This is a genomic window from Pseudomonas sp. NPDC088885 (assembly GCF_044750025.1).
GTDB classification, from domain to species: Bacteria; Pseudomonadota; Gammaproteobacteria; order Pseudomonadales; family Pseudomonadaceae; genus Aquipseudomonas; species Aquipseudomonas rustica.
The window spans coordinates 1-23,346 of sequence record NZ_JBIVJB010000010.1 but is presented as its reverse complement, the minus strand read 5'-3'; the positions used below and the strand labels follow the sequence as shown (position 1 = coordinate 23,346).

The window sequence follows — 23,346 nt, the reverse complement described above, 5'->3', positions numbered from 1 at the left end:
CCCAAAGGGAGAGGGGACTGATTCGGGGATGCTCGGGCAATCCGCCGACCTGAACGATTTTTGCCGAATCCATATTCGACTCGGTCGTTCAGGTCGGTGCAGATCCCAAGACACTTCGGTCGGTTCCCTCTACCTCCGGGAGAGGGCTAGGGTGAGGGCAGCCATCCAAGCCAGACATCGCAGCCAGACAACACCCCCAATTCCCCCTTGTCGAGCCACAACAATGACAACTACCCGCAACGACTGGGAACAACGCTTCCAGTCTCTGACCATCGAGTCCCGCGCGTTCATCAACGGTGAATATCGCCCGGCGATCAGCGGCGACACCTTCGAATGCCTGAGCCCTGTTGACGGCCGTTTCCTCGCCTCCGTGGCCAGCACCGATGAAGCCGACGCCAACCTCGCCGTTGAAGTCGCGCGCCAGTCTTTTGAGTCCGGCGTGTGGGCGCACAAAGCCCCGGCCGAGCGCAAGCGCATCCTGATCCGCTTCGCCGATCTGATCCTGCAGAACCAGGAAGAACTGGCGCTGCTGGAAACCCTCGACATGGGTAAACCGATCAGCGATTCGATGAGCATCGACATCCCGGCGACCGCTAACGCGATCCGCTGGAGCGCCGAAGCCATCGACAAGATTTACGACGAAGTCGCCGCGACCCCACACGACCAACTCGGCCTGATCACCCGCGAGCCGTCGGGCGTCGTAGCGGCCATCGTGCCGTGGAACTTCCCGTTGATCATGGCCAGCTGGAAATTCGCCCCGGCACTGGCGGCGGGCAACTCGTTCATTCTGAAACCTTCGGAAAAATCGCCACTGACGGCGATCCGCATCGCGCAACTGGCGCTGGATGCCGGCATTCCGAAAGGCGTGTTCAACGTGCTGCCAGGCTTCGGCCACACCGTCGGCAAAGCGTTGGCGTTGCACATGGACGTCGACGTGCTGGCCTTCACCGGCTCCACGGCGATTGCCAAGCAACTGATGATTTATGCCGGCCAAAGCAACATGAAACGCGTCTGGCTCGAAGCAGGGGGCAAGAGCCCGAACGTGGTGTTTGCCGACGCACCGGATTTGCGCGCGGCAGCACAAGCAGCGGCCGGCGCCATTGCGTTCAACCAGGGCGAAGTGTGCACCGCCGGTTCGCGCCTGCTGGTCGAGCGTTCGATCCGCGAGCAATTCATTCCGCTGCTGGTGGATGCACTGCAAGCTTGGAAACCGGGGCACGCCCTCGATCCAGCCACCACCGTCGGTGCCGTGGTCGATCAGCGTCAACTCGACAACGTGCTGCGCTATATCAGCATCGGTCGTGAGCAGGGTGCCGAGCTGATTGCCGGCGGCCAGCGCACCCTCGAAGAAACCGGTGGCCTGTACGTGCAACCGGCGCTGTTCGACGGCGTGACCAACGCGATGACCATCGCTCAGGAAGAAATCTTCGGCCCGGTGCTGTCGCTGATCACCTTCGACACCGTTGAAGAAGCGCTGCAGATCGCCAATGACAGCATCTTCGGCCTCGCCGCCGGGGTCTGGACCAGCAACCTGAGCAAGGCGCACACCTTCGCGCGCGGCTTGCGTGCCGGCAGCGTCTGGGTCAACCAGTACGACGGCGGCGACATGACCGCACCGTTCGGTGGCTTCAAACAGTCGGGCAACGGCCGCGATAAATCGCTGCACGCGTTCGACAAGTACACCGAGCTGAAAGCGACCTGGATCAAGCTCTAACTCTTTTACCGCGGCGGTCGCCGGCAGTGATCGGCGACCTTCGGAGAACAAACATGAAACAGCAACACGTCAACAGCTACTACGCCGCCACCCGCAACGAAGTCATCGATTTTCCGATTCTCGAAGAAGCGGTGGACTGCGATGTTTGCATTATCGGCGCCGGCTACACCGGCCTGTCCTCGGCGCTGTTCCTGACCGAAGCCGGCTATAAAGTGACGGTGCTCGAAGCGGCGAAAGTCGGCTACGGCGCCAGCGGTCGTAACGGCGGCCAACTGGTCAACTCCTACAGCCGCGACGTCGACGTGATCGAAGCGCGCTATGGCGACAAGACCGCAGAAATCCTCGGCAGCATGATTTTTGAAGGCGCCGACATCATTCGTTCGCGCATCAAGGACTACGACATCAAATGCGACTACCGCCCGGGCGGCATCTTCGCAGCGATGAACAAGAAACAACTCAACGGACTGGCCGAGCAAAAACGCGGCTGGGAACGTTACGGCAACAACAACCTGAAGATGCTCGACGCGGCTGAGATTCGTCGCGAAGTCGGTTCCGATGCTTACGTTGGCGGCTTGCTCGACATGCAGGGCGGCCACGTTCATCCGTTGAACCTGGCACTCGGTGAAGCGGCAGCCATCGTGCGTCTGGGCGGCAAGATCTACGAGCAGTCGGCTGCCGTGGAAATCAAATATGGCGAGCCGAACGTTATCCGTACTGCCAAAGGCCAAGTGCGCGCCAAGTATCTGTTGATCGCTGGCAACGCTTACCTGCCGCAAGGTCTGGACAACCGCGTGACCGCGAAAAGCATGCCGTGCGGCTCGCAGATCGTCGTCACCGAACCGTTGACTGAAAAGCAGGCGCGTAGCCTGATCACCAACAACTATTGCGTCGAAGACTGCAATTATCTGTTGGATTACTACCGCCTGACTGCCGACAACCGTCTGTTGTACGGCGGCGGCGTGGTCTACGGCGCGCGTGAACCGGACGACATCGAACAACTGATCCGTCCGAAGATTCTAAAGACCTTCCCGCAGCTCAAAGACGTCAAAATCGATTACCGCTGGACTGGCAACTTCCTGCTGACCATGTCGCGTATGCCGCAATTCGGTCGCATCGAGAAAAACGCCTATTACATGCAAGGCTACAGCGGTCACGGCGTGACCTGCTCGCACCTCGCCGGCAAGCTGATCTCGGAAATGATCCGTGGCGATGCCGAGCGTTTCGATGCGTTCGCTTCGTTGCCGCACATGCCAATGCTCGGCGGCCGCACGTTCTCCGCGCCGCTGACCGCTCTTGGCGCCGTGTACTACTCGCTGCGCGACCGTTTCGGCATCTAAAGTTACCTCCCCGGCGACGGTCGCCAAGACCCCGCCGGTTTTTTTTGCCTGCAACAACATCATCGATGTCACTGACACCCAGGTGTGCAACTGTGGGAGCGAGCCTGCTCGCGAAGAGGCCATATCAGCCAACATCCATGTTGTCTGACACACCGCTTTCGCGAGCAGGCTCGCTCCCACAGTGATGGTGTTACCAAGGCGAGAAGGACTTTTGCCCCACCGTCCATCGAACCTGCTGAGCAACACCACCAAACGTGATTTAATAGCCGCCTTTCACGGTTCCGGGACACGGGAGCAACGTGATCCGCGCCCTCGGCGCGTCACCCGCCACCCACCCCCATCGCCCTTAAGTCGTTCTCACATAAGGCTGTCATGGATACGGGTTCTCGACTCAAACTAGTACGCGAAAGCTACAAACTCTCCCAGCGCGAGCTGGCCCGGCGTAGCGGCGTGACCAATGCCACCATTTCCCTGATCGAACAAAATCGCGTCAGCCCCTCCGTCAGCTCACTGAAAAAGCTGCTGGAAGGCATCCCGATGTCCCTGGCCGACTTCTTCACCTTCGACCAGCCGCCGCGCGAACATCAATACGTCTTCCGCGCCAATGAACAGCCGGATCTCGGCCGTCATGGCTTGCGCCTGCTGCTGATCGGTGCCTCGGTGCCAAGCCGCCAGATGCGTTTGCTGCGCGAGCAATACGCGCCGGGCGCAAGTTCCGGTGAAGAGCCGATCGTGCACGCCGAAGGCGAGGAGTGCGGGCTGGTCACGCGCGGCACTGTCGAGTTGACCGTCGACGGCCAGGTGAGCGTTTTGGGCGCGGGGGATGGTTACTACTTTCCCACCACGTTACCGCACAAGTTCCGCAATATCGGCGCCGATGAAGCCGAGATCATCAGTGCGAACACGCCGGCGAATTTCTAAGCCAGTCGTTCCGGGCACACTAAAAACCGCAGCGATGCGGTTTTTTTGTGCCCACGTATTCAGGCGGCCGTTTCAAACCCTCGCTGCTCAATCACCCGAAACACATCACTGACATCCTGCACCAGAATCCGGGCGATGTTGGTCACGGTGTTGATGTCATTTTCGGCGTAGTCGGGGAGGCTGGTGCAGGCCACCAGGTTCAGGTATTTGAGGACGGCATTGAGGCGTTCGGCCATGCACTCGTGCAGCTCGCGGATCGGTGCGTCGGCGTTGATGAGGAGCACGGGACTCTCGGTGGCAGGGTGGGACATGCAGGCGTAGTGGCGCAGCGGGTTTTTGATCGTCATCGGCAAAGATCTCTCAGTGAAAAGAGCCACATCTTTGCGTCGAAACAAAGAGAGTGGCGACGCACTGTAGGCGCCGTTTTTTGCCACCGCAACTGAGCCACAGCTGCGCTGTAGGACGCAAGCCCGCCCTGTGGCGAGGGAGCTTGCTCTCGCCCGGCGACGCAGTCGACGCATTCAGGGCATCGCGCTGTTATTGGCGAAACGGCCTAAACAGCATTGGGGCTGCTTCGCAATCCATCAGGGATAAATCCCCTCACCACAAGGTGTGGTTTCCTACATTTCTTTCAGACGCTCAAAGAGGCTCTCGACACGCAGTCACTTCGCCTTCCAGTGCCCGCCGCCATTCTCACAATCAATCCGCGCCTGGGCCAAATGCTCGACGTCGTAGTAATACGTGGTCACTTGCGCGTTGTCAGGGATGTTCAGCGCCTTGGCGTTTTTGTCTTTGCTGGTGGAGTGCGGATTGGCCAGCGATTCCTGAGTGATGGTAGCGATGCACGTGGCCTGATAGTGATCCGCGCAGTTTTGCACTTTGGTTTTATTGCTGCTGAGCATGTCTTTGCTCTCGTTACTGCACGACCAGTCGATGGCGTTGACCGGCATGCCTTCGTATTCATAGCAGCTGTGGGTTTCGATGGCCGGCACCGAGGCGCTGGAGGATTGGGTCTGGACGTCGCAGCCCTCGGCCATGACGCAGGTCGGGATGATGGCGAAGGTGGCGATCAGCAGCAGAAATCGAATGTTCATCGGGGGTTCCTCTGGGAGGGCGCCGTTCTGATCGATGAATGGGCGCTTTACAGTTTCGAGATAGCGCAAAGGAAGGAGGTTCAATCGGGTTTTTTGGTTGCACCGCCTGAACAGGCTGCGACACTCTCTGTTTAAGCCAGCGCCGCAAATGATCTCGGAGATTGCCATGACTCAAACCCTCGAACGCGCCATCGCTATCGCCGCCACGGCCCACGCCGGGCAGGTCGACAAGGGTGGTGCGCCGTACATTCTGCATCCGCTGAAAGTGATGCTGCGCATGAATACGCTGGAAGAACGCATCGTCGCGGTACTGCACGATGTGGTTGAGGATTGCGATATCAGTCTTGAGGACTTGCGCCAGGAGGGCTTCAGCGAGGAAGTGCTGACGGCGATTGAATCGGTGACCAAAGTGCCCGCTGAGTCCTATGAGGATTTTGTGGAGCGTGCGGCGCGAAACCCGATTGGCCGGGTGGTGAAACTGGCGGATCTGGAGGAAAACAGCGATCTGTCGCGGATTGCTTCACCGAGCTGGGAGGATCTGGAGCGGATCGAGAAATACCGGCGAGCAATCGGACGACTGCGCTAGACCAAGCGAATCCCCTGTGGCGAGGGGATTTATCCCCGTTCGGCTGCACAGCAGTCGTAAAACCTGAAATCGGATTTTTTCAGACATACCGCGGTGGATGGTTTTGGGGCCTGCTTCGCAGCCCGGCGGGGATAAATCCCCTCGCCACAGGTGTGCGCGGCTCGGGTGCGATGTCATCGTTCAGGCGTGACCGAGAGCCACCGCAAACGACACAACGATCATGCATGCAAACGCAAAATTGAGATTCATGAAGTGTTCATCCTGAGCCTTTTAGAAGTGGGGCCATTCTGAACAGGCTGAAAGCAAAGAAAAAATTCGCCTTGTTGATTGCAATGATCGAAGTAATTGATACCCGCCGGTTTGTGTTTGCTCGAGGGTTTCGCTAGTCTCGCAGAAACCTGCAACTACAAGCATAAACAGGCATATCCATGCACGATCATTCCGCAGCCGAACTGCCTTCATTGCGCCGGCAAAAAATTCTCCTGCTCCTCGAACGCGACGGCAAAGTCATGGCCTCCGAGTTGAGCCAACACTTCGCCGTCTCCGAAGACACCATCCGCCGCGACCTCGCCGAGCTGGATAACGCCGGCCTCGTGCAGCGGGTTCATGGAGGGGCGTTGCCGCGTCCGAAAGATTCCGGCAAGGATTACTTCACGCGGCTGGATGAGACCGATGAGGTGAAAATCCGTCTGGCGCAACTGGCGGCGCAGCAGGTCGAGGACGGGCAGATTGTGCTGTTTGATTCCGGTTCGACGACGTTGCAGGTCGCCCGATCGCTGCGCGCGGATATCCAGATCACGGCAGTGACGGCTGCGCCGATGACGGCGATTGCGCTGGCGGAATTCAAGGGGGTGAAAGTGATTCTGGCAGGCGGGACGTTGAATCCGCGAACGATGTCGGCGGGTGGGCATGAGGCGCTGCGCTTGCTGGCGGGGATCAAGGCGGATCTGGCGATTACCGGCGTGTGCGCGATTCATCCGGAGGTGGGGATTACTTCGCTGCATTTTGATGAAGTGCCGGTGAAGCAGGCGATGCTCGATGGCGCGACGCGGGTGATTGCCGTGACTACGGCGGACAAGTTGGGCGCGGTGGAGCCGTTTGTGGTGGCGCCTTGTACTCGCCTGCATACGCTGATTACCGAACGGCATCTGGCGTCGGGGAGTGTTGAGGATTATCGACGGTTGGGGATTGTTGTGGAGCAGTTGGCTGATTGAGATTTTGTGGTGGGGCTGATGGCGCATTCGCGAGCAAGCCCGCTCCCACATTTGAATCGCATTTCAATGTGGGAGCGGGCTTGCTCGCGAAAGGGCCCTTACAGTCAACGCAACTTTTCGAGCATCTGGTAGTACCACATCCCCGCAGCCAGCATCGGGTTCCCGAGCAAATCGCCCATCGGCACGCGAATGTGCTGGCACGCCGCAAACGTGTCGAACTGCTCCATCTGCCCGGTGATCGCGCGGCTCATGATTTCGCCCATGATGTGCGTAGTGGCGATGCCGTGCCCGGAGTAGCCCTGGCAGTACCAGACGTTGTCCGAGAGTTTACCCAGTTGCGGGATGCGGTTGATGACGATGCCCATCGCGCAGCTCCACTGGTAGTCGATCTGCACGCCTTTGAGCGCCGGGAAGGTTTGCTCGATGCACGGGCGCAGTTCGCCGGCGATGTCGCGTGAATCCTTGCCGCTGTAGTTGGCGCCGCCGCCGAACAGCAAGCGCCCGTCGGCGGTGAGGCGGTAGTAGTCGAGGACGAAGCGGCAGTCGTAGACCGCGAGGTCTTCGGGGTTGATCTGTTTGGCCAGATCACCGAGCGGCGCGGTGGTGACGATGCCGCCCATGGCCGGGAAGATCTTGCCCTTGAGCTTGCCCGGTTCGAGTTTGTGGTAGACGTCACCGGCGAGCATGACTTGTTTGGCGTCGATCTGGCCGTGAGCGGTTCTTATACCAGGCTTATCGCCATGAATGATCTCCAGCACTTCGCTGTTTTCGAAGATCAGCGCGCCGAGACTTTCCGCCGCCCGCGCTTCGCCGATGCACAGATTCAGCGGGTGCAGGTGCATGTTGCGAGTGTTCTTGATGGCGCCATGATAGAGGTCGCTTTGCAGCAGATCGCGCACCTGACTGCGGTCGAGCAGGCTGACTTCATCGCCCAGTCCGCGCCGCACGGCTTCTTCGTAGTCGTTGCGCAAATCGGGCATGTGGCTCGGCTTGTAGGCTGCGTGCAGATGACCGTGTTTGAGGTCGCACTGAATGGCGTATTTCGCCACGCGTTGCTTGATGATTTCGTGTCCGCGCCAACGCAGGTGCCATATGAAATCGTCGACGTCATCGCCGAGTTTCGCGCGCATCTGTTTGCGCATCGCACCGTCGCCGGAGAGGCTGCCGGTGACTTGCCCGCCGTTACGTCCGGTGGCGCCCCAGCCGATTTTGTTGCTCTCGACGATGGCGACTTTGAGGCCTTTTTCGGCGAGCTCGACGGCGGTGGCAACGCCAGTGAAACCACCACCGATGATCACCACATCGACCGTGTGCCGACCTTGCAGGGTCGGGTAATCGGTGTCCTGGTTGAGGGTGGCGGTGTAATAGGAATTGCAGCGTTCGGTCATGTCAGTGTCCACAAATTTCAAGGTCGGTACGCGATCCCTTGTAGGAGTGAGCCTGCTCGCGAAAGCGGTGTGTCAGGCAAATCATTGTTAACTGACAGGTCGCTATCGCGAGCAGGCTCACTCCTACAGGGTTATGGGTGAGGGTTTAAGCTTCGGTCAGGTACCAACGCCAATCCTGCTCACCCACTTCAGCCATGAACTGCCGATACTCGGCACGCTTCACCGCCAGATACACCCCAAGAAATTCCTGCCCCAAGGCATCCCGCGCCCACGCCGATTTTTCCAGTGCCTGCAGCGACGTCAGCCAATCAGTCGGCAGCAATTCCTTCGCCTGCGCATAACCGTTGCCTTCAACCGGTGCGCCCGGATCAAGGTTTTCGCTAATGCCGCGATGAATGCCGGCAAGGATCGCCGCCGCTGCCAGATACGGGTTGGCATCGGCGCCGCAAATGCGGTGTTCGATGTGTCGGGTATTGGCCGGGCCACCCGGTACGCGCAGGCTGACCGTGCGGTTGTCGACGCCCCAGGTCGGCGCCAACGGCGCGTAACTATTGGCCTGAAAGCGGCGGTACGAGTTGGCGTTCGGGCAGAACATCAACAGCGTGTCGAGCAACGACGCGAGCATGCCGCCAATCGCCGTGCGCAGCAGCGGCGTGCCGGCCGGGTCTTCGGAAGCGAACAGATTGCGCCCCTCGGCATCCGCCAGACTCACGTGCATGTGCATGCCGGTGCCGGCCAAGTTATCGAACGGCTTGGCCATGAACGTCGCTTGCATGCCGTGCTTGTGTGCGACCGCTTTGACCAGACGCTTGTAGCGCACCGCTTGATCCATCGCTTCCAGCGCGTCGCCGTGTTCGAGGGTGATTTCCACCTGACCCGGCGCATATTCGGAGATCGCCGTGCGCGCCGGAATGCCGTGCAGTTTGCAGGCGCTGTAGAGGTCGGCGAGGAACGGTTCGATCTGTTCCAGCTCACGTAAACCGTAGACCTGTGTGTGTCGCGGTCGCCCACCGTCGGCATCCAGTGCCGGTTGCGGACGACCGTTGTGATCGCGTTTGGCGTCGAGCAGATAGAACTCCAGCTCGCAGGCCATCACCGGGTGATAACCCTCGGCTTTGAGGCCGTCGATAACCTTGATCAGCAGGTGACGCGGGTCGGCGATGCTCGCTGGCATGCCTTCCTTCGGGTGCATGCTGACTTGCACGGCGGCGGTCGGAATTTGCCGCCATGGCAGGCGCACCAGACTGCCTTCCAACGGATAGGCACGGCAGTCGATATCGCCGACGTCCCAGACCAGACCGGAGTTTTCAACGTCTTCACCTTGCACGGTCAGACCGAGGATGGTGCTTGGCAGCGGCCGACCACTTTCGTACACCGCGAGCAGTTCTTCACGGTGCAACAGCTTGCCGCGCGGCACTCCGTTGGCGTCGAGAATGAACAGCTCGATCATGTCGATATCAGGGTTTTGGTCGAGGAACAGGCGTGCGTCTTCAATCGCTGCGAATTTCATGGCAATCACTCAGAGTTGCGCCGCACAGGCGCGCAGATTCGGGCCAAGAGACGGTAATGGGCGAAAGCCCAGGTGTCCTGGCAGGGATATCGAAAGAGAAAAGGCCTACACGTTTTTCAGACGTGATCAGGCAGAAACGCAGACATCCGGCGGGCGTGCGGAGTGACGCAACTTGGAACGGCGCAGGGCCATGGGGAGATTGACGATACGATTCATGCGCGGCCCCTATGACAGAGGGCGCACACAGCGGAGACGTTCAACGATTTTAGTTGTTGTAGATACGTACTCATAACGCGTGTTTCCGTTGGCGGAAAACGTCGGAGACGGGGCTGCCCCGTCGACCGGTGTGCCCGGATAGTAAGGGGGAATCCGCGGGCGTGTAAACGATCAATGTGAAATATCTTGAACACTCAAGTCGCAAGGAGAATCTGTGGCGAGGGGATTTATCCCCGTTGGACTGCGAAGCAGGCCCAGATTTTTTGGGGCTGCTGCGCAACCCAGCGGGGATAAATCCCCTCACCACAAGTTTTGCATTCAATCTTTGTCAGTGCGGCGACTCTTGCTCAAGCATCTTCCGCGCTTCAGCAAAACACTTTTCAGCAATCGCCGAGCGCGGTTCGGTCTTGCGCATCACCATCCCCAACGGTGCGAGCACACTGGCGTCCGGCAGGGTCATGAACGACAGATGTTCAATCGGCTCCTCCATTCCGCTGTCCAGCGGCATGATTGCGCAGCAGAAACCCTGGTGAATCGCCTGTAACAACTGATAGGTCGAATCACTCTCCATGATCGGCTGCGGGCTCAAGCCGCGACTGCGAAAACTCAGGTCGATGGATTTGCGGTAATGCATGCCGGTGGTGATCATGCCCAGCGGCAATTGCGCGGCTTCTTCCCAACTCATCTGAGTGCCTTCGAACTGGAAATGCCGGTTGTCGTAGAGCAATCCGACGCGGGTTTGACCGATCTCGAAAAACTCGAAATAGGCCGGATTGACGTGATCGAGATAGCACACGCCCAAGTCCAGCTGATTGTTGCCCAGACTGGCGATGATCTCGTCGGAGCTGAGCGAGGACAGGCTGAACTTCAACTCGGGATAAGACCCCGACAATCCCTGAATATAATCGACCGGATTGAAGCTGCTCAGCGGCACCAGACCCAGGCGCAAACTGCCGACCAGTTGCCCGCGACAGGCCGCCGCTTCGGCGAACAAACCATCATGCGCCGCCAGCAACGTGCGGGCCCAGGCCAGTACGCGCTCGCCAGCCTCGGTGAACCCCTCAAAGCGCTGACCACGGTTGACCAGCACCAGATCCAGCTCCTCTTCGAGATTGCGCAGGCGCATCGACAGGGTCGGCTGAGTGATGTGGCAGCGGGCGGCGGCCTGACCGAAGTGACGGGTTTCGTCCAGTGCGATCAGGAATTTGAGTTGTTTGATGTCCACGACGGCACCTGCTCGATGGGATTTCTGGGTGGAGTATTGACGCAGATGCGTACCGCGCACCAAAGGTGCAGGGCGCGACGATCTCATTTGAGGGCATATTCGTCCAATCGGAAGTGTTTAAAGGCTTATCGACCGCCGGCAAAGTGGCCGATGCGCAGCGTCTGGCGGACAGCAAACTCTTCAAAGCCCTGCAAAAAACACAACTGTAGGAGTGAGCCTGCTCGCGATCGCGGCAAGTCAGGCGACAACGATGTTGGCTGGCAATCCGCTTTCGCGAGCAGGCTCACTCCTACAAGGGTTTTGTGGTGCTCATCTATATTGGGAAGTTTGGGGGATTGGGTCAGCTCAAGACATAGTCCACAGGCTTAAGCGCGGGCGGCATTTCTGCGCCGAGTTCCCAGAGAATATCGCGCTCCAGCGTGCGCACCAGCGCATCCGTGGGCAGGTCGTTTTCATCGCGGCCAAACGGATCTTCCAGCTCATCGGCAATCGCATCGAGGCCGAAAAACGTGTAGCTGACAATCGCTGTGAACAGTGGCGTCAACCAGCCCAACGGTTCGGCCATGGCGAAGGGCAACAGGATGCAGAACAGATAAATCGTGCGATGCAGCAACAGCGTGTAGGGAAACGGCAGCGGCGTGGTTTTGATCCGGTCGCACACCGCCTGCGCTTGGGTCAGGCTGGTCAGGTGATTGGCGAGCAGCATGTAGCGCCACTCCGTCAGCCCACCGCTTTCATGCAGATCAGAGCACTGCTGGCCGACCGTTTGCAGAATTCGTCCGCTGTAATCGGGCGTCTGCGGATCAGGCTTGGGCATGACCCATTGGCTGCTGGCATCCGTTTCGCTTTCTTTACGTAACCGGGCGTTCAGCGCATGGGCGAAGCCACACAGGTTGAGCAGCAACGGTTTGCGCTCGGCGGAGTCACGGATGACGTGGGTTTCACGAATGATCGAGCGAATGTGCACGATCACCTCGCCCCACGCCTTGCGCGCTTCGTACCAGCGGTCATAACAGGCGTTGTTGCGAAAACTCATGAAGATCGACAGCGACAAACCGAGCAGCGTAAACGGCGTCGCGCTGACACTGGCGAAATAGCTCGGATGGAGGATTTCCACCAGCACAATGGCCGACGCCAACAGCGTGATCATCAGCGCGCGCAAGGCGATGCGTTTGGCGATCGAACCCTTGAGGGTGAACAGGATGGCAATGGGATGAATCTTGGGTCGGACGATCATGCTGTTCTGCCCTGGTTATGCATGGGGGCGTGGCGGATCAACCGGTTGTGCAGCGCCACGCCGATGAGTCTAGTTGGCTGCAATGGCGGCGCAGAGTAAGAGCGGCAGAAAGGCGCGTCCAATCAGTTTGAATGACCGCACGATTGATCAAATTGATGACCCTTGAAACCCCTGTAGGAGCAGAGCTTGCTCGCGAAGGCGTCCGATCAGTCGACATCAATGTTGAATGCGCCGACCTCTTCGTGAGCAAGCCCACTCCCACCTCTGATCTCTGTCATGCCCAAAATCATCCAAACACCTCAGCCCCCCCTGTGGGAGCGAGCCTGCTCGCGAAGGCGTCAAGTCAGCCGACATCAATGTTGAATGTGCCGGCTCCTTCGTGAGCAAGCCCACTCCCACCTTTGATCCGGTGCACAGACACATCTTGCCAATAAACATGGCTCCATCACGACCCGTGCTGAACTAGCCTTTTTTTGAACTCAATCATGATTAAGGCAAAGGAATGCCCGAACGTTTTTCGTCCCATCGACTCAGAACCGGCCGTTATTGCGAAGAAAATCGCATCAATCTTCTAACCGCTAACACTTTGGACAGGGAACCGATTTTCAAGGACTACAGGCTCGGCAGACTGGTCGTTCATCAATTCAGAAAAGCACAGGAGGAGGGCTTTGCCGAATCGTTGGCGTGGGTAGTTATGCCAGATCACTTTCATTGGTTGATCCAACTGCAGAAAGGATCACTCGGCCAACTGATGTGTGAAGCAAAATCCCTGAGTACTCGATCGATCAACAAGGCGACTGGCCGAACAGGCAGCCTCTGGCAACAGGGCTTTCATGACCATGCGCTGCGTAAGGAGGAGGACTTGGTAAAACTGGCTCGATATGTGGTTGCCAACCCATTGCGGGCAGGGCTGGTGGAAAAACTGGGAGATTACCCATTGTGGGATGCTGTTTGGGTATGACCTCTGATTTCGGCCATGCCCAAATCCTCCCACCACCGACAATCCACTGTGGGAGCGGGCTTGCTCGCGAAGGCGCCGGTTCAGTCGACATCAATGCTGAATGTGCCGACCCCTTCGTGAGCAAGCCCACTCCCACATTAGATCCCGGTCATGCCCAAAATCTTCCGAACACCTCAGGCCCTGTGGGAGCGGGCTTGATCGCGAAGGCGCCGGTTCAGTCGACATCAATGCTGAATGTGTCGACCCCTTCGTGAGCAAGCCCACTCCCACATTAGATCTCGGTCATGCCCAAAATCTTCCGAACACATCAGGCCTCCTGTGGGAGCGGGCTTGCTCGCGAAGGCGCCGGTTCAGTCGACATCAATCCTGAATGTGCCGACCTCTTCGTGAGCAAGCCCACTCCCACATTAGATCTCGGTCATGCCCAAAATCTTCCGAACACCTCAGGCCCTGTGGGAGCGGGCTTGCTCGCGAAGAGGTCAGGTCAGTCGACATCAATCCTGAATGTGCCGACCTCTTCGTGAGCAAGCCCACTCCCACATTGGATCTGTGGAGGTTTTAGATTCAGGTTATTGCGCGCCGAACATGGCGGTCCAGTAGATGCCTGCGCTGCTTTTCGGGTCGGTGGCGTAGGCGGCGCCGAGTTCTTTGTATTGTGGGTTCATCAGGTTGGCGCAGTGGCCGGGGCTGGCGATCCAGCCGTCGACGACTTTGCGCACGGTGTCTTGGCCGGCGGCGATGTTTTCGCCGACCAGTTGACCGCTGTAACCGGCCAGTTCAGCGCGGTCGCCGGGGGTGCGGCCGTCGCGATCCTTGTGGTCGAAATAATTGTTGTTGGCCATGTCGCGGCTGTGATCCTGAGAGATCGTGCCCAGCGCAGCGTTCCAGGCCAACGGTGCGGCAGCGGCGAAGGCCTGACCACCGCACTGACGCGGCTGACTGCGGGCGACGTTGAGTTGCTCCAGCAGTTTTTGCCCTTCACTTTGCGCATCGCTGAGTTTGGCCGACAACAGCGGTCGCGCCAGCACGATGCGCCAATCGCGATCGGCGCGGCTGACGCCGACATCGACGAACTGCGGATCGAGCACCACCTGACAAAAACTCTCCTGAATCGCCTGCATCGCCGACGCCGCATCGCGCGGGCCATTCAGCGTGATCGCCTGCACATTGACCATCGGGTAACTGGCGCTGGCCATGGCTTGCTGCAAATCCACCGCGCCACTGGCCGGCAGGCGCAAGCGGGGATCGGCCGACAGCGGCGGCAGCTCATTGGAGGCTTGCGAACCGCAGCGTTGCGGCTGGCTGCGGTAGCTGTTGATCGACTCGATCAGTTGCGATTCATCGCTGGCCAGCGCCGGGATGGCCAACACAACGCCGGCGGACAACGCGGCACAACGCAAAACGAATGGCATGAAGCGCATGGAAATCTCCCTTGAGCTGAATGCGCCCATGATGCGCGAAAGGCCCCCGGTGGGTGCAATGTCTTTTTCTTCATTCGGCGGTTTTTTCTGCGCAACTTTGTCTGGCGTTTTGCCGTCTACACTCACCGAAGACCCCGGGAGCCGGGCGTCTCACCCACGCAACACGTTGCCCTTAGCGGGCGCTGCCGGAAGAACTGACATGGGATTGAAAGGCTTGGCTGGCTGTATGGTCTGCATCCTGTTGGCGGGCTCCGCATGGGCCACCGATCAGGCCCCGATCAAGGCGAAGGCTGAAGAGAAAGCGCAGGTGCTGGAGGAGAAAGCGGCGGACAAAGTCAGCAGCGCACCGGCGCCGAAAGCCGAAGCGATTACCCCGACCGAAGCGCAAGCGGTCGACCCAGCCGGCGCTGCACCGCTGGATGATCCGCTGACCTGCCTGGCGCGCAGTATCTACTGGGAAGCCAAGGGCAAGGACACCCCGGAAATGGAAGCGGTGGCCAGCGTGGTGATGAATCGTCTCGGCCACGAAGGCTTTCCTGACACCGTGTGCGCGGTGGTCAAGCAGGGTTCGGAAACCAAGAGCTGCCAGTTTTCCTGGTGGTGCGATGGCAAGGCCGATCAGGTCAAGGAGGACTCCGAATACGCGCTGGCCAAGGAAATCGCCGGCAAAGCGCTCAACCGTCAGCTCCCGGATCGCACCCGCGGCGCGCTGTACTTCCACGACCGCAACGTCCATCCAAGCTGGGCCAAGGAGTACCGCAAAACCGCCGAAACGAAAAAATTCCTCTTCTATAAACCGGCCGGTGGCGACGCGCGTTAGGCGCAGACCTGACGCACACAATCGCGCAACCAGCGGTGTGCCGGATCAGCGTCCATGCGCGGATGCCAAAGCATGGACACGCTGATCGGCGGCATCTCGAAGGGCAGGGCGAAACTGTGCAGGCCGCTGCGCAGTTTGCTGGTGTGGCGCTCCGGGACAGTGGCGATCAAATCCGATTCGCGCACCAGCGTCAGCGCCGCGGAAAAACCGCCGAACGAGGTGACGATGTCCCGCGTCAGCCCGAGTGCGAGCAGCGCTTCGTCTACCGGGCCGCTGCTGCGCCCGCGTCGGGAAATCAGAATGTGCTCGCCACCGGCAAAACGCTTGCTGCTGACTTTCCCTGAACTCAAGGGATGCCCCTCACGCACCACACCGATCCAGTGATCCTGAAACAGAATGCGGCTGTGCAGCGTCGGGTCGGTGCTGTCGTCGATCACGCCGGTTTCAAGATCGACGCGGCCCTCGCGCAGCGGCGTGCTGTCCTTGTCGGCCTTCTGCACAAAGCGCAGGCGCACGCCGGGCGCTTCTTCAGCGATGCGTGCGAGCAGGGCGGCGGCGAAGGTTTCGACAAAACCGTCGGTGTTGCGCAGGGTAAAGGTGCGTTGCAAGCGGCTCGGGTCGAGAACCTCGGCAGGGCGCAAAACCGCCTCGGCTTCCTGCACCAGATGACTGACACGTTCGCGTAATTGCAATGCACGCGGCGTCGGCACCAGACCGCGACCTGCCCGCACCAGCAGCGGATCGCCGGTGGTCTCGCGCAGACGGGCCAGGGCGCGACTCATCGCCGAAGGACTCAATCGCAGGCACTTGGCCGCGCGGGCGACGCTGCCTTCACGCAGCAGCACGTCGAGGGTGATCAACAGGTTCAGATCGGGTGCGGACATGACATGGCGTTCCATGCAGGTATCGAGTGCAAAGCATGCGTCTTGTGCCTTGTATTGTCGAGGCTCAGGCTATGCAGCATCACCTCTGCCAAGTGAACGCACGATGCCCCGAGAACCCCTGAACACATCAGCCCGCTGGGCGCTGACCAGTCTGGCCCTGTCGATGTTGATGCCGTCGCTGGACACCAGCATTGCCAATGCCGGCTTACCGATGCTGGCGGCGGCGTTTGATGCGACGTTCCAACAGGTGCAGTGGATCGTTCTGGCTTACCTGCTGACAGTCACCACGCTGATTGTCAGCGTCGGGCGACTGGGCGACGGCATCGGTCGGCGCCGATTACTGTTGATCGGCATCGGCATTTTCACCGCTGCCTCGTTGTGTTGTGCGTTGGCACCGGGACTGGGTTGGTTGATCGGCGCGCGAGCGGTGCAAGGCGTTGGCGCGGCGATCATGTTTGCCTTGACGGTCGCGTTGGTGGCCGATGCGGTGCCGAAGTCACGGGCGGGCAGTGCGATGGGTTTGTTGGCGACCATGTCAGCGACCGGCACCACCCTCGGGCCGTCGCTGGGCGGATTGTTGATGGCGCATCTCGGCTGGCATTCGATTTTTCTGCTCAACGTACCGCTGGGTTTGCTCAATGCGTGGTTGGTGTTCCGCTATCTGCCGGCAGATCGAGCGATCAGCACACGGGTTGCCTTTGATTATTTCGGCACCGGGGTGTTGGTGTTGACGCTGGCGGCTTATGCGCTGGCGATGACGCTGACAGGTCTGGCCCTGCCGTTATTGCTGGTCAGCGCGTGCGGTGCGGGGCTGTTTGTTTTTATCGAGATGAGGGTGAAGGCGCCGCTTATTCGCTTGTCGCTGTTTGCCGACCGGCGATTGAGCAGCAGCCTCTTGCTGACGTTATTGGTGACTACCGTGATGATGACCACATTGGTGGTTGGGCCGTTTTACTTGAGCCGGGGTTTGGGTTTGAGCAGCACCATGGTTGGACTGGTGTTGTCGGTCGGACCGATGTTGTCGGCGTTTGGCGGTGTGCCGGCCGGGCGTCTGGTGGATCGCTTTGGCGCTCGCCGGATCGTGCCGGGTGCGTTGCTGGGATTGGCTTGTGGTTGTGGATTGTTGGCGTCGTTGCCGATGAGCCTTGGCGTGTTTGCGTACGTGTTGCCGATTGCGATGGTTGCCATTAGTTATGCGCTGTTTCAGGCAGCCAATAACACCGGGTTGATGGCCGGCGTGAGTCAGGATCAGCGCGGGGTAGTCTCGGCGCTGTTGGGGCTGGCGCGTAATCTGGGCTTGATCACCGGGGCGGCGGTGATGGGCGCGGTGTTTGCACTGGCGGCGGGGGATCCGACGGAGGCGCCGGCGACTGCAATCGCCAGTGGTTTACACATCACCTTTGCGGTCGCCACGGCAATAGCGTTCATTGCATTGATCATAAGCCGAACGCAGTTCAACTGTGGGAGCGGGCTTGCTCGCGAAAGCGGTGAATCAGGCAACACTGTGCTGACTGACACGCCGCCTTCGCGAGCAAGCCCGCTCCCACAGGGGAATGGCGGTGATCGTTAGTCTCGGGTTTGGCGAGCAGGGAAGAACAGTTCGAAGCAGGTCACGCCATCAGCACTGCTGGCGCTGTACCGGCCTTGATGCAACTGCATGATCGTCGCAACAATCGACAGGCCCAAACCATTCGATTGTGCCGAACGCTCGCGCGATTGATCCACGCGATAAAAGCGCTCAAACAACCGCGCCAGATGCTCAGGCGCAATGGTCGCGCCGTGGTTGCGCACCCGCAGATAACTGCCCTCAGGCTCAGCGATCGCTTCAACCTGCACTGTCGAATCCGCCGCACCGTACTTGATCGCATTCGCGCAAAGGTTCGCCAGCGCCCGCCGCAGCAACATCGGCTCGGCCCAGATCACACCGCTGCCACGCGCTTCAATGCACACGCCAACGTCCGCCGCCAACCCTTCAAAATAATCAGCAATGCGCTGCATCTCGTCCGCCGCATCGAGCTCCTGACGCTGGCTCAGCGCACTCGCCGGATCAGTGCGCGCAAGAAACAGCATGTTGTCGAGCATCCGCGTCAGCCGTTCCAGCTCTTCGACATTGGAGGCGAGCAACTGCTGATAGGCTTCGATGCTGCGGTTCTGATGCAGGGCGACCTGGGTTTCGCCGAGCAGGTTATTGATCGGCGTACGCAGTTCGTGAGCCATGTCGGTGGACACCTGACTCAACTGCGCAAAACCTTTGGCGAGGCGATCGAGCATGGCGTTGAACGCATCGATCATCGGCAGCAATTCTCGTGGTGCGCCCTGGCTGTCGAGGCGTTCGCCGAGATTGCCGACACCGATGCCATGAGCGTGCCTGGCCAATCGGCGTAACGGCAGCAAACCGCGATAGACCAGCAAACAGCCGATCACTGCGAGCAGCAGCGCCGCCAACGTCGCCAGGCCATAAACGCTCAAACGATAATTGGCGAGCATCGCCGTGCGTTCGCTCATCAGGCGTCCGGTTGTGACTTGCAGATTGCCCAGTTCACCAGAGTCGATCTCAGCCGCCACCGCCGAAAACGGTACGCCGTTAACGTTCGGCAGATGCTGTACATCGTTCAGCGTCATCGTGTGATTGATCGGCACCGCTGGCAATGTCGGCGTGGTCAGGTTGCCCGGATTGACCACCAGCAATGGCGGTTCACCCGGCGCGCCGATGGTCAGCAGTGCCTCGCGGTTGCCGAGCATGTTCTGGAACAGCGCCGGTTTGTTCTTGATCAGCTCGAGGGTGTTGCTGTCGTTAAGGAAGGTGCGCAACTGGTCGACGCGGCTGACCAGCGAGATGTCGTCGCGGCGAATCAGCTGTTCTTCCAGCTCGCTGTACAGCGCCGCGCCGAGCCCGGCCAGCGACGCGAAGGCGAGCAGGGCGAACACCAGCGCCAGGCGCAGGGTCAGGGAATAAGCCCGTTTCGCGCTCATGGCTGTGTGTCGAAACGGTAGCCGATGCCGCGCACGCTGTGGATCAGCTTGAGCTGGAACGGGTCATCGATTTTCGCCCGTAAGCGGCGTACGGCGACGTCGACCACGTTGGTGTCGCTGTCGAAATTCATGTCCCACACCCGCGACGCGATCAGCGAACGGGCGAGCACTTGCCCGGTGTGCGTGGCGAACAGTTGCAGCAAGGCGAACTCTTTATTGGTCAGGGTGATGCGCACTCCGCCGCGACTCACACGGCGTTTGAGCACGTCGATTTGCAGGTCGGCGACTTGCAGTTGTTCGTCTTCATGAATCGGCCCGCGCCGGGTCAGAGTGCGCAAGCGCGCCACCAGTTCGGCGAAGGAAAACGGTTTGATCAGGTAATCGTCCGCGCCCAGTTCGAGGCCTTTGACGCGGTCGGCGATGTCGTCGCGGGCAGTCAGGAACAGCACCGGCGTGTCGGCCTCCTTGCGCAGTCGGCGCAGGACTTCCCAGCCATCCATTTTCGGCATCATTACATCGAGCACGATCACGTCGAAGCTGTGTTCCAGCGCCAGGTGCAAACCGTCGGCGCCGTTGCGCGCCAGGCTTACGCTGTAGCCGAGTTCCTGCAAACCGTTGAGCAGGTAATTGCCGGCCTTGGGTTCGTCTTCGACAACCAGAATATTCATCGATCACTCTCAATGGTCATTGATGCAGCCGCTGCCTTGCACGTCATAGTTCAGCACATGTTCGCGGCCCTGATGGTCGAGGTAGTTGAGTTGCGCCGGAACCACACCGCAGGCCTGAGAAATATCGGTGCTGGAGAGGACTTTGTCGACATCCAGATTGACGTAGAAGGCGGATTTGTCATGGATGACGGCGGTGTCGGGCATGTTCGCGGCGAACACGGAACCGGTGGCGAGGAGGGTGGTGAGGGCGAGCAGGAGGGTTTTCATGGTCAGTCACTCAGTGGTTGGTGTTGATCGGCGTTAGCGCCGGGACAACATCAGGCTACCGAGCGATCCGCACGGCAAACCGACAGCTGAATGACAAAGTTGTAATGAAACGAAGGTCTGTGCCTGACGCAAATCAGAATTGTGGGAGCGGGCTTGCTCGCGAATACGGTGGGTCAGTCACCAGATAGGTTGATTGTCCCACCGCATTCGCGAGCAAGCCCGCTCCCACAGAGTTTTGTGGTGCTTTGTTAACTGGCGTGGGTGCTGAGGATGCTCGCCACCTGCTGCGGTTGGCAGTTGAGGTACGGCGAGGATTTCAGCCAGCGCTGATCCGGGTACCAGGAAAACATGAACTGGCCATCCTTCAATCGATCAATCACTTGCTTGGCAATCTGCGGCCGAACCGCCGGGCAACCCTGGCTGCGGCCGATGCGTCCCTGTTTCTTGCTCCACAATGGATTCACATAACTGGCGGCGTGAATGACGATTGCGCGATCGCGGGCCATGTCATTGAAGCCCGGTTCCAGACCGTCCATGCGCAACGAATAACCGTGGGCGCCGCTGTAACTTTCCTGCGTGCGGAACAGGCCGAGGCTGGATTGATAACTGCCTTCACGGTTGGAAAACTGCGTGGCAAAGTTTTCGCCGGAGTTGGAACCGTGCGCCACCAAATCGCGTAGAACCAACTTCTGTTTGCTCAGGTCGAAAATCCACAAGCGGCGTTCTGTGGACGGTTGCGAATAATCGATGACGGCCAGATGGCGGGACGGCTTCGCCCCATTGTTGACCGCGCATTGCATGGCGCTTAATGCACCTTTCAGCGCCTGGGGATTGAGTTCTGGCGCGGCGTGGGCGAGGCTGTTGTAGAGAACCGGCGATGGTTTGCCGGCGGCAAAAACTGGACTGGTCACAGCGACAAGGGTCGCGGTGGACAGCAGAAGTCGGCGCAAAAACGTCAACATTTATAAAGTGTCCTCACTTGCTACTCATTTGGCACTTTGGCTCCTGACTCCCAGTCATAACCGCCACGCCCGAAGATCGAGCCTGACTGTTCAGCACACCTGTTGTAAGGTTGACCGTCATCTGGACGGCCATGGATTGGAGTAAAGCAGTTGTTCAAAAAGTACGCATGCTACTTGAGCATTTGTTTGCTCGCTGCGCCGTTTGTCGCTTGTGCCGATGAGCCGCTGCCGCCCTTGCAGACGCTGCCGACGCCACCGGCCGAGTTGCCGGTCGAACCGCAGAGTCCGTTGCAGGCTGTTTTGATCAGTCTGCCGCAGGCCTGTCCGGCGATTGCTTCGCGTCTGAGCGTGGCGGCGTTGACCCAGTTGCAGGCGTTCTATGAACAGCAGGACTGGATGCCAGTGTGGGCCAGTGAATCCGGACGTTTGCAGGCTTTACAAGCGCAATTGCCGCTGTTGGCCGACGATGGCCTGAATCCAAAACGCTACCCAGTAGCGAGCATTCCTCCGCAAGATGGCGAACTCTGCGCCGACATCGACATCAGCCGCTACTACCTGCAAGCCCTGCAGGATCTGCATTACGGCAGCCTGTTGCAGTCGCACTTCGAGCCGCTGTGGCATGCCGATGACACCCCGCGTGACCGTCAGGCGGAATTGTTGGCGATTGCCGTGCCGGGCATGCAGGACATTCCGGGCGCCTTCGATCGCGCGCGTCCACACCTCGCGCAATATCAGAGCCTGCGTCACCTCTACGCCGCACAACGTCTCAAGGCCTTGCCGCAGTGGCAATCGGTCGGTAATGGGCCGTTGCTGCGTCCGGACATGGAAGACAAACGCGTTCCGGAACTGGCTCAGCGTCTGTACAGCGAAGGCTATCTGGCCCACGCCGGCAGCACGCCGGGCAACGCTTACGAGGGTGTGCTGGTCGAGGCGGTGAAAAGTTTTCAGGCCAATCATTCGTTGCAGGCCGACGGCGTGGTCGGGCCGGGAACGATTGCTGAACTCAATATCAGCCCGCTGACGCGGCGCGAGCAGCTGCGGGTCAACCTCGAACGTTTCCGCTGGATGGCGCAGGACATGGAGCCCGACGGGTTGCTGGTCAACGTCGCCGCTGCCGAATTAACCCTGTATCAGGGCGGCCAACCGGTGTGGCAGACCCGTACCCAGGTCGGACGCGCCGAGCGGCAGACACCGCTGCTGAAATCTCGCGTCACGCGCCTGACCCTCAACCCGACCTGGACGGTGCCGCCGACCATCTGGAAAGAAGACAAACTGCCGGCGATCCGCAAGGATCAGACTTTCCTCAGCCGCCAGAATTTGCAAGTGCTCGATGCCAACGGCCAGCCTTTGGCCGCGGCGGATGTCGACTGGGACAATCCCGGCAACATCCTTTTGCGTCAGGACGCCGGCCCGCGCAATCCGCTGGGGCAGATGGTCATTCGCTTCCCCAATCCGTTCTCGGTGTACTTGCATGACACGCCGAGCAAGGCGCTGTTCGACAAGGGGCCGCGTGCGTTCAGCTCGGGTTGCGTGCGGGTCGAGCACCCGATGCAGCTGCGCGATTTGTTGCTGAGCCCGGCGGAAAAGGCCCGTACCGAAACGCTGTTGGCGACCGGGACGACTCACGAATTTCGTCTGTCTGCACCGGTACCGATCCTGATGACCTACTGGACGGCGCAAGTCGGCAGCGACGGCCACGTGCGCTACGCGCCGGACATCTACAGCCGCGACAGCGCCTTGCTCGCCGGCCTCGACCGCGCACATTGACTCCCCAGCCATCCCCCAATCCCCTGTGGGAGCGGGCTTGCTCGCGAAGGCGTCGGCACACATTGCACTGATGTGGCTGACACACCGCCTTCGCGAGCAAGCCCGCTTGTGTCTTGCGTAGGAGTTAGAATCGGGATGAGAGGGATGGTTGGCAAGCTGAATGCCCGGGGTGCTTAAAGCA

General features: G+C 59.7%; 21 protein-coding genes. 9 read left to right on the top strand and 12 right to left on the bottom strand.

Going from position 1 to position 23,346, the window contains the following annotated elements; all coding sequences use genetic code 11:
- Positions 1-223: 223 nt before the first annotated feature.
- The 3 genes from ACIP1X_RS07825 (at position 224) to ACIP1X_RS07815 (ending at position 3,972) form a co-directional block, all read left to right on the top strand.
- A complete protein-coding gene (locus tag ACIP1X_RS07825; RefSeq protein ID WP_400750866.1) occupies positions 224-1,714 on the top strand; it encodes an aldehyde dehydrogenase in 1,491 nt (496 codons plus the stop codon).
- 53 nt (positions 1,715-1,767) lie between these two features.
- Positions 1,768-3,051 carry an FAD-binding oxidoreductase gene (locus ACIP1X_RS07820; RefSeq protein ID WP_053121085.1) on the top strand — a complete coding sequence of 428 codons (1,284 nt, stop codon included), beginning with the start codon at positions 1,768-1,770 and terminating at the stop codon, positions 3,049-3,051.
- A 372-nt stretch (positions 3,052-3,423) separates the two neighbouring features.
- Entirely contained in the window at positions 3,424-3,972 is a 549-nt protein-coding gene (locus ACIP1X_RS07815; protein ID WP_053121083.1) for a cupin domain-containing protein, read from the top strand.
- 59 nt (positions 3,973-4,031) lie between these two features.
- Here the strand turns inward: ACIP1X_RS07815 and ACIP1X_RS07810 are convergent, their stop codons facing one another.
- Complete coding sequence (locus ACIP1X_RS07810; RefSeq protein WP_400750863.1) at positions 4,032-4,319, bottom strand: fructose-bisphosphate aldolase; 288 nt, start codon at positions 4,317-4,319, stop codon at positions 4,032-4,034.
- 315 nt (positions 4,320-4,634) lie between these two features.
- Entirely contained in the window at positions 4,635-5,066 is a 432-nt protein-coding gene (locus ACIP1X_RS07805; RefSeq protein WP_400750860.1) for a hypothetical protein, read from the bottom strand.
- A 166-nt stretch (positions 5,067-5,232) separates the two neighbouring features.
- Here ACIP1X_RS07805 and ACIP1X_RS07800 point away from each other — a divergent pair, with 166 nt between their 5' ends.
- Both ACIP1X_RS07800 and ACIP1X_RS07795 read left to right on the top strand, forming a co-directional pair.
- Positions 5,233-5,652 (top strand): HD domain-containing protein, encoded by a 420-nt coding sequence (locus ACIP1X_RS07800; RefSeq protein ID WP_400750857.1) that lies wholly within the window; start codon positions 5,233-5,235, stop codon positions 5,650-5,652.
- Positions 5,653-6,080: 428 nt separating this feature from the next.
- Complete coding sequence (locus ACIP1X_RS07795; RefSeq protein ID WP_400750855.1) at positions 6,081-6,866, top strand: DeoR/GlpR family DNA-binding transcription regulator; 786 nt, start codon at positions 6,081-6,083, stop codon at positions 6,864-6,866.
- Between the two features lie 104 nt (positions 6,867-6,970).
- On the opposite strand, the gene ACIP1X_RS07790 is transcribed toward ACIP1X_RS07795, so the two are convergent.
- The 4 genes from ACIP1X_RS07790 to ACIP1X_RS07775 form a co-directional block, all read right to left on the bottom strand.
- Positions 6,971-8,254 (bottom strand): NAD(P)/FAD-dependent oxidoreductase, encoded by a 1,284-nt coding sequence (locus ACIP1X_RS07790; protein WP_400750852.1) that lies wholly within the window; start codon positions 8,252-8,254, stop codon positions 6,971-6,973.
- Positions 8,255-8,399: 145 nt separating this feature from the next.
- On the bottom strand, positions 8,400-9,764 hold the full coding sequence (locus tag ACIP1X_RS07785) for a glutamine synthetase family protein (protein ID WP_400750851.1): 1,365 nt from the start codon (positions 9,762-9,764) through the stop codon (positions 8,400-8,402).
- Between the two features lie 544 nt (positions 9,765-10,308).
- Positions 10,309-11,205 (bottom strand): LysR family transcriptional regulator, encoded by an 897-nt coding sequence (locus ACIP1X_RS07780; RefSeq protein ID WP_400750848.1) that lies wholly within the window; start codon positions 11,203-11,205, stop codon positions 10,309-10,311.
- 340 nt (positions 11,206-11,545) lie between these two features.
- Positions 11,546-12,442, bottom strand: a complete 897-nt coding sequence (locus ACIP1X_RS07775; RefSeq protein ID WP_400750845.1) for a bestrophin family protein — start codon at positions 12,440-12,442, stop codon at positions 11,546-11,548.
- 502 nt (positions 12,443-12,944) lie between these two features.
- Here ACIP1X_RS07775 and ACIP1X_RS07770 point away from each other — a divergent pair.
- Positions 12,945-13,403: an REP-associated tyrosine transposase gene (locus ACIP1X_RS07770; protein WP_400750843.1), complete on the top strand. Its 459-nt coding sequence runs from the start codon at positions 12,945-12,947 to the stop codon at positions 13,401-13,403.
- A 569-nt stretch (positions 13,404-13,972) separates the two neighbouring features.
- Here ACIP1X_RS07770 and ACIP1X_RS07765 read toward each other — a convergent pair.
- On the bottom strand, positions 13,973-14,815 hold the full coding sequence (locus ACIP1X_RS07765; RefSeq protein WP_400750996.1) for a CAP domain-containing protein: 843 nt from the start codon (positions 14,813-14,815) through the stop codon (positions 13,973-13,975).
- Between the two features lie 208 nt (positions 14,816-15,023).
- On the opposite strand from ACIP1X_RS07765, the gene ACIP1X_RS07760 reads away from it, so the two are divergent.
- Positions 15,024-15,644: a cell wall hydrolase gene (locus tag ACIP1X_RS07760; protein ID WP_053121048.1), complete on the top strand. Its 621-nt coding sequence runs from the start codon at positions 15,024-15,026 to the stop codon at positions 15,642-15,644.
- Here ACIP1X_RS07760 and ACIP1X_RS07755 read toward each other — a convergent pair.
- Positions 15,641-16,528: a LysR family transcriptional regulator gene (locus ACIP1X_RS07755; protein ID WP_400750840.1), complete on the bottom strand. Its 888-nt coding sequence runs from the start codon at positions 16,526-16,528 to the stop codon at positions 15,641-15,643. The genes ACIP1X_RS07760 and ACIP1X_RS07755 overlap by 4 nt on opposite strands.
- Before the next feature lie 103 nt (positions 16,529-16,631).
- On the opposite strand from ACIP1X_RS07755, the gene ACIP1X_RS07750 reads away from it, so the two are divergent.
- Positions 16,632-18,098, top strand: a complete 1,467-nt coding sequence (locus ACIP1X_RS07750) for an MFS transporter (RefSeq protein ID WP_400750837.1) — start codon at positions 16,632-16,634, stop codon at positions 18,096-18,098.
- Here the strand turns inward: ACIP1X_RS07750 and ACIP1X_RS07745 are convergent.
- The 4 genes from ACIP1X_RS07745 to ACIP1X_RS07730 form a co-directional block, all read right to left on the bottom strand.
- A complete protein-coding gene (locus ACIP1X_RS07745) occupies positions 18,095-19,501 on the bottom strand; it encodes a heavy metal sensor histidine kinase (RefSeq protein WP_159812424.1) in 1,407 nt (468 codons plus the stop codon). The genes ACIP1X_RS07750 and ACIP1X_RS07745 overlap by 4 nt on opposite strands.
- Entirely contained in the window at positions 19,498-20,169 is a 672-nt protein-coding gene (locus ACIP1X_RS07740; RefSeq protein ID WP_159812423.1) for a heavy metal response regulator transcription factor, read from the bottom strand. Before ACIP1X_RS07740 ends, ACIP1X_RS07745 begins: the two co-directional genes overlap by 4 nt.
- 9 nt (positions 20,170-20,178) lie before the next feature.
- A complete protein-coding gene (locus ACIP1X_RS07735; protein WP_053121035.1) occupies positions 20,179-20,436 on the bottom strand; it encodes a DUF2790 domain-containing protein in 258 nt (85 codons plus the stop codon).
- A gap of 248 nt (positions 20,437-20,684) precedes the next feature.
- A complete protein-coding gene (locus ACIP1X_RS07730) occupies positions 20,685-21,398 on the bottom strand; it encodes a murein L,D-transpeptidase catalytic domain family protein (protein ID WP_053121034.1) in 714 nt (237 codons plus the stop codon).
- Positions 21,399-21,548: 150 nt separating this feature from the next.
- Here ACIP1X_RS07730 and ACIP1X_RS07725 point away from each other — a divergent pair, with 150 nt between their 5' ends.
- Positions 21,549-23,165, top strand: a complete 1,617-nt coding sequence (locus ACIP1X_RS07725) for a murein L,D-transpeptidase (RefSeq protein ID WP_400750832.1) — start codon at positions 21,549-21,551, stop codon at positions 23,163-23,165.
- Positions 23,166-23,346 lie beyond the last annotated feature (181 nt).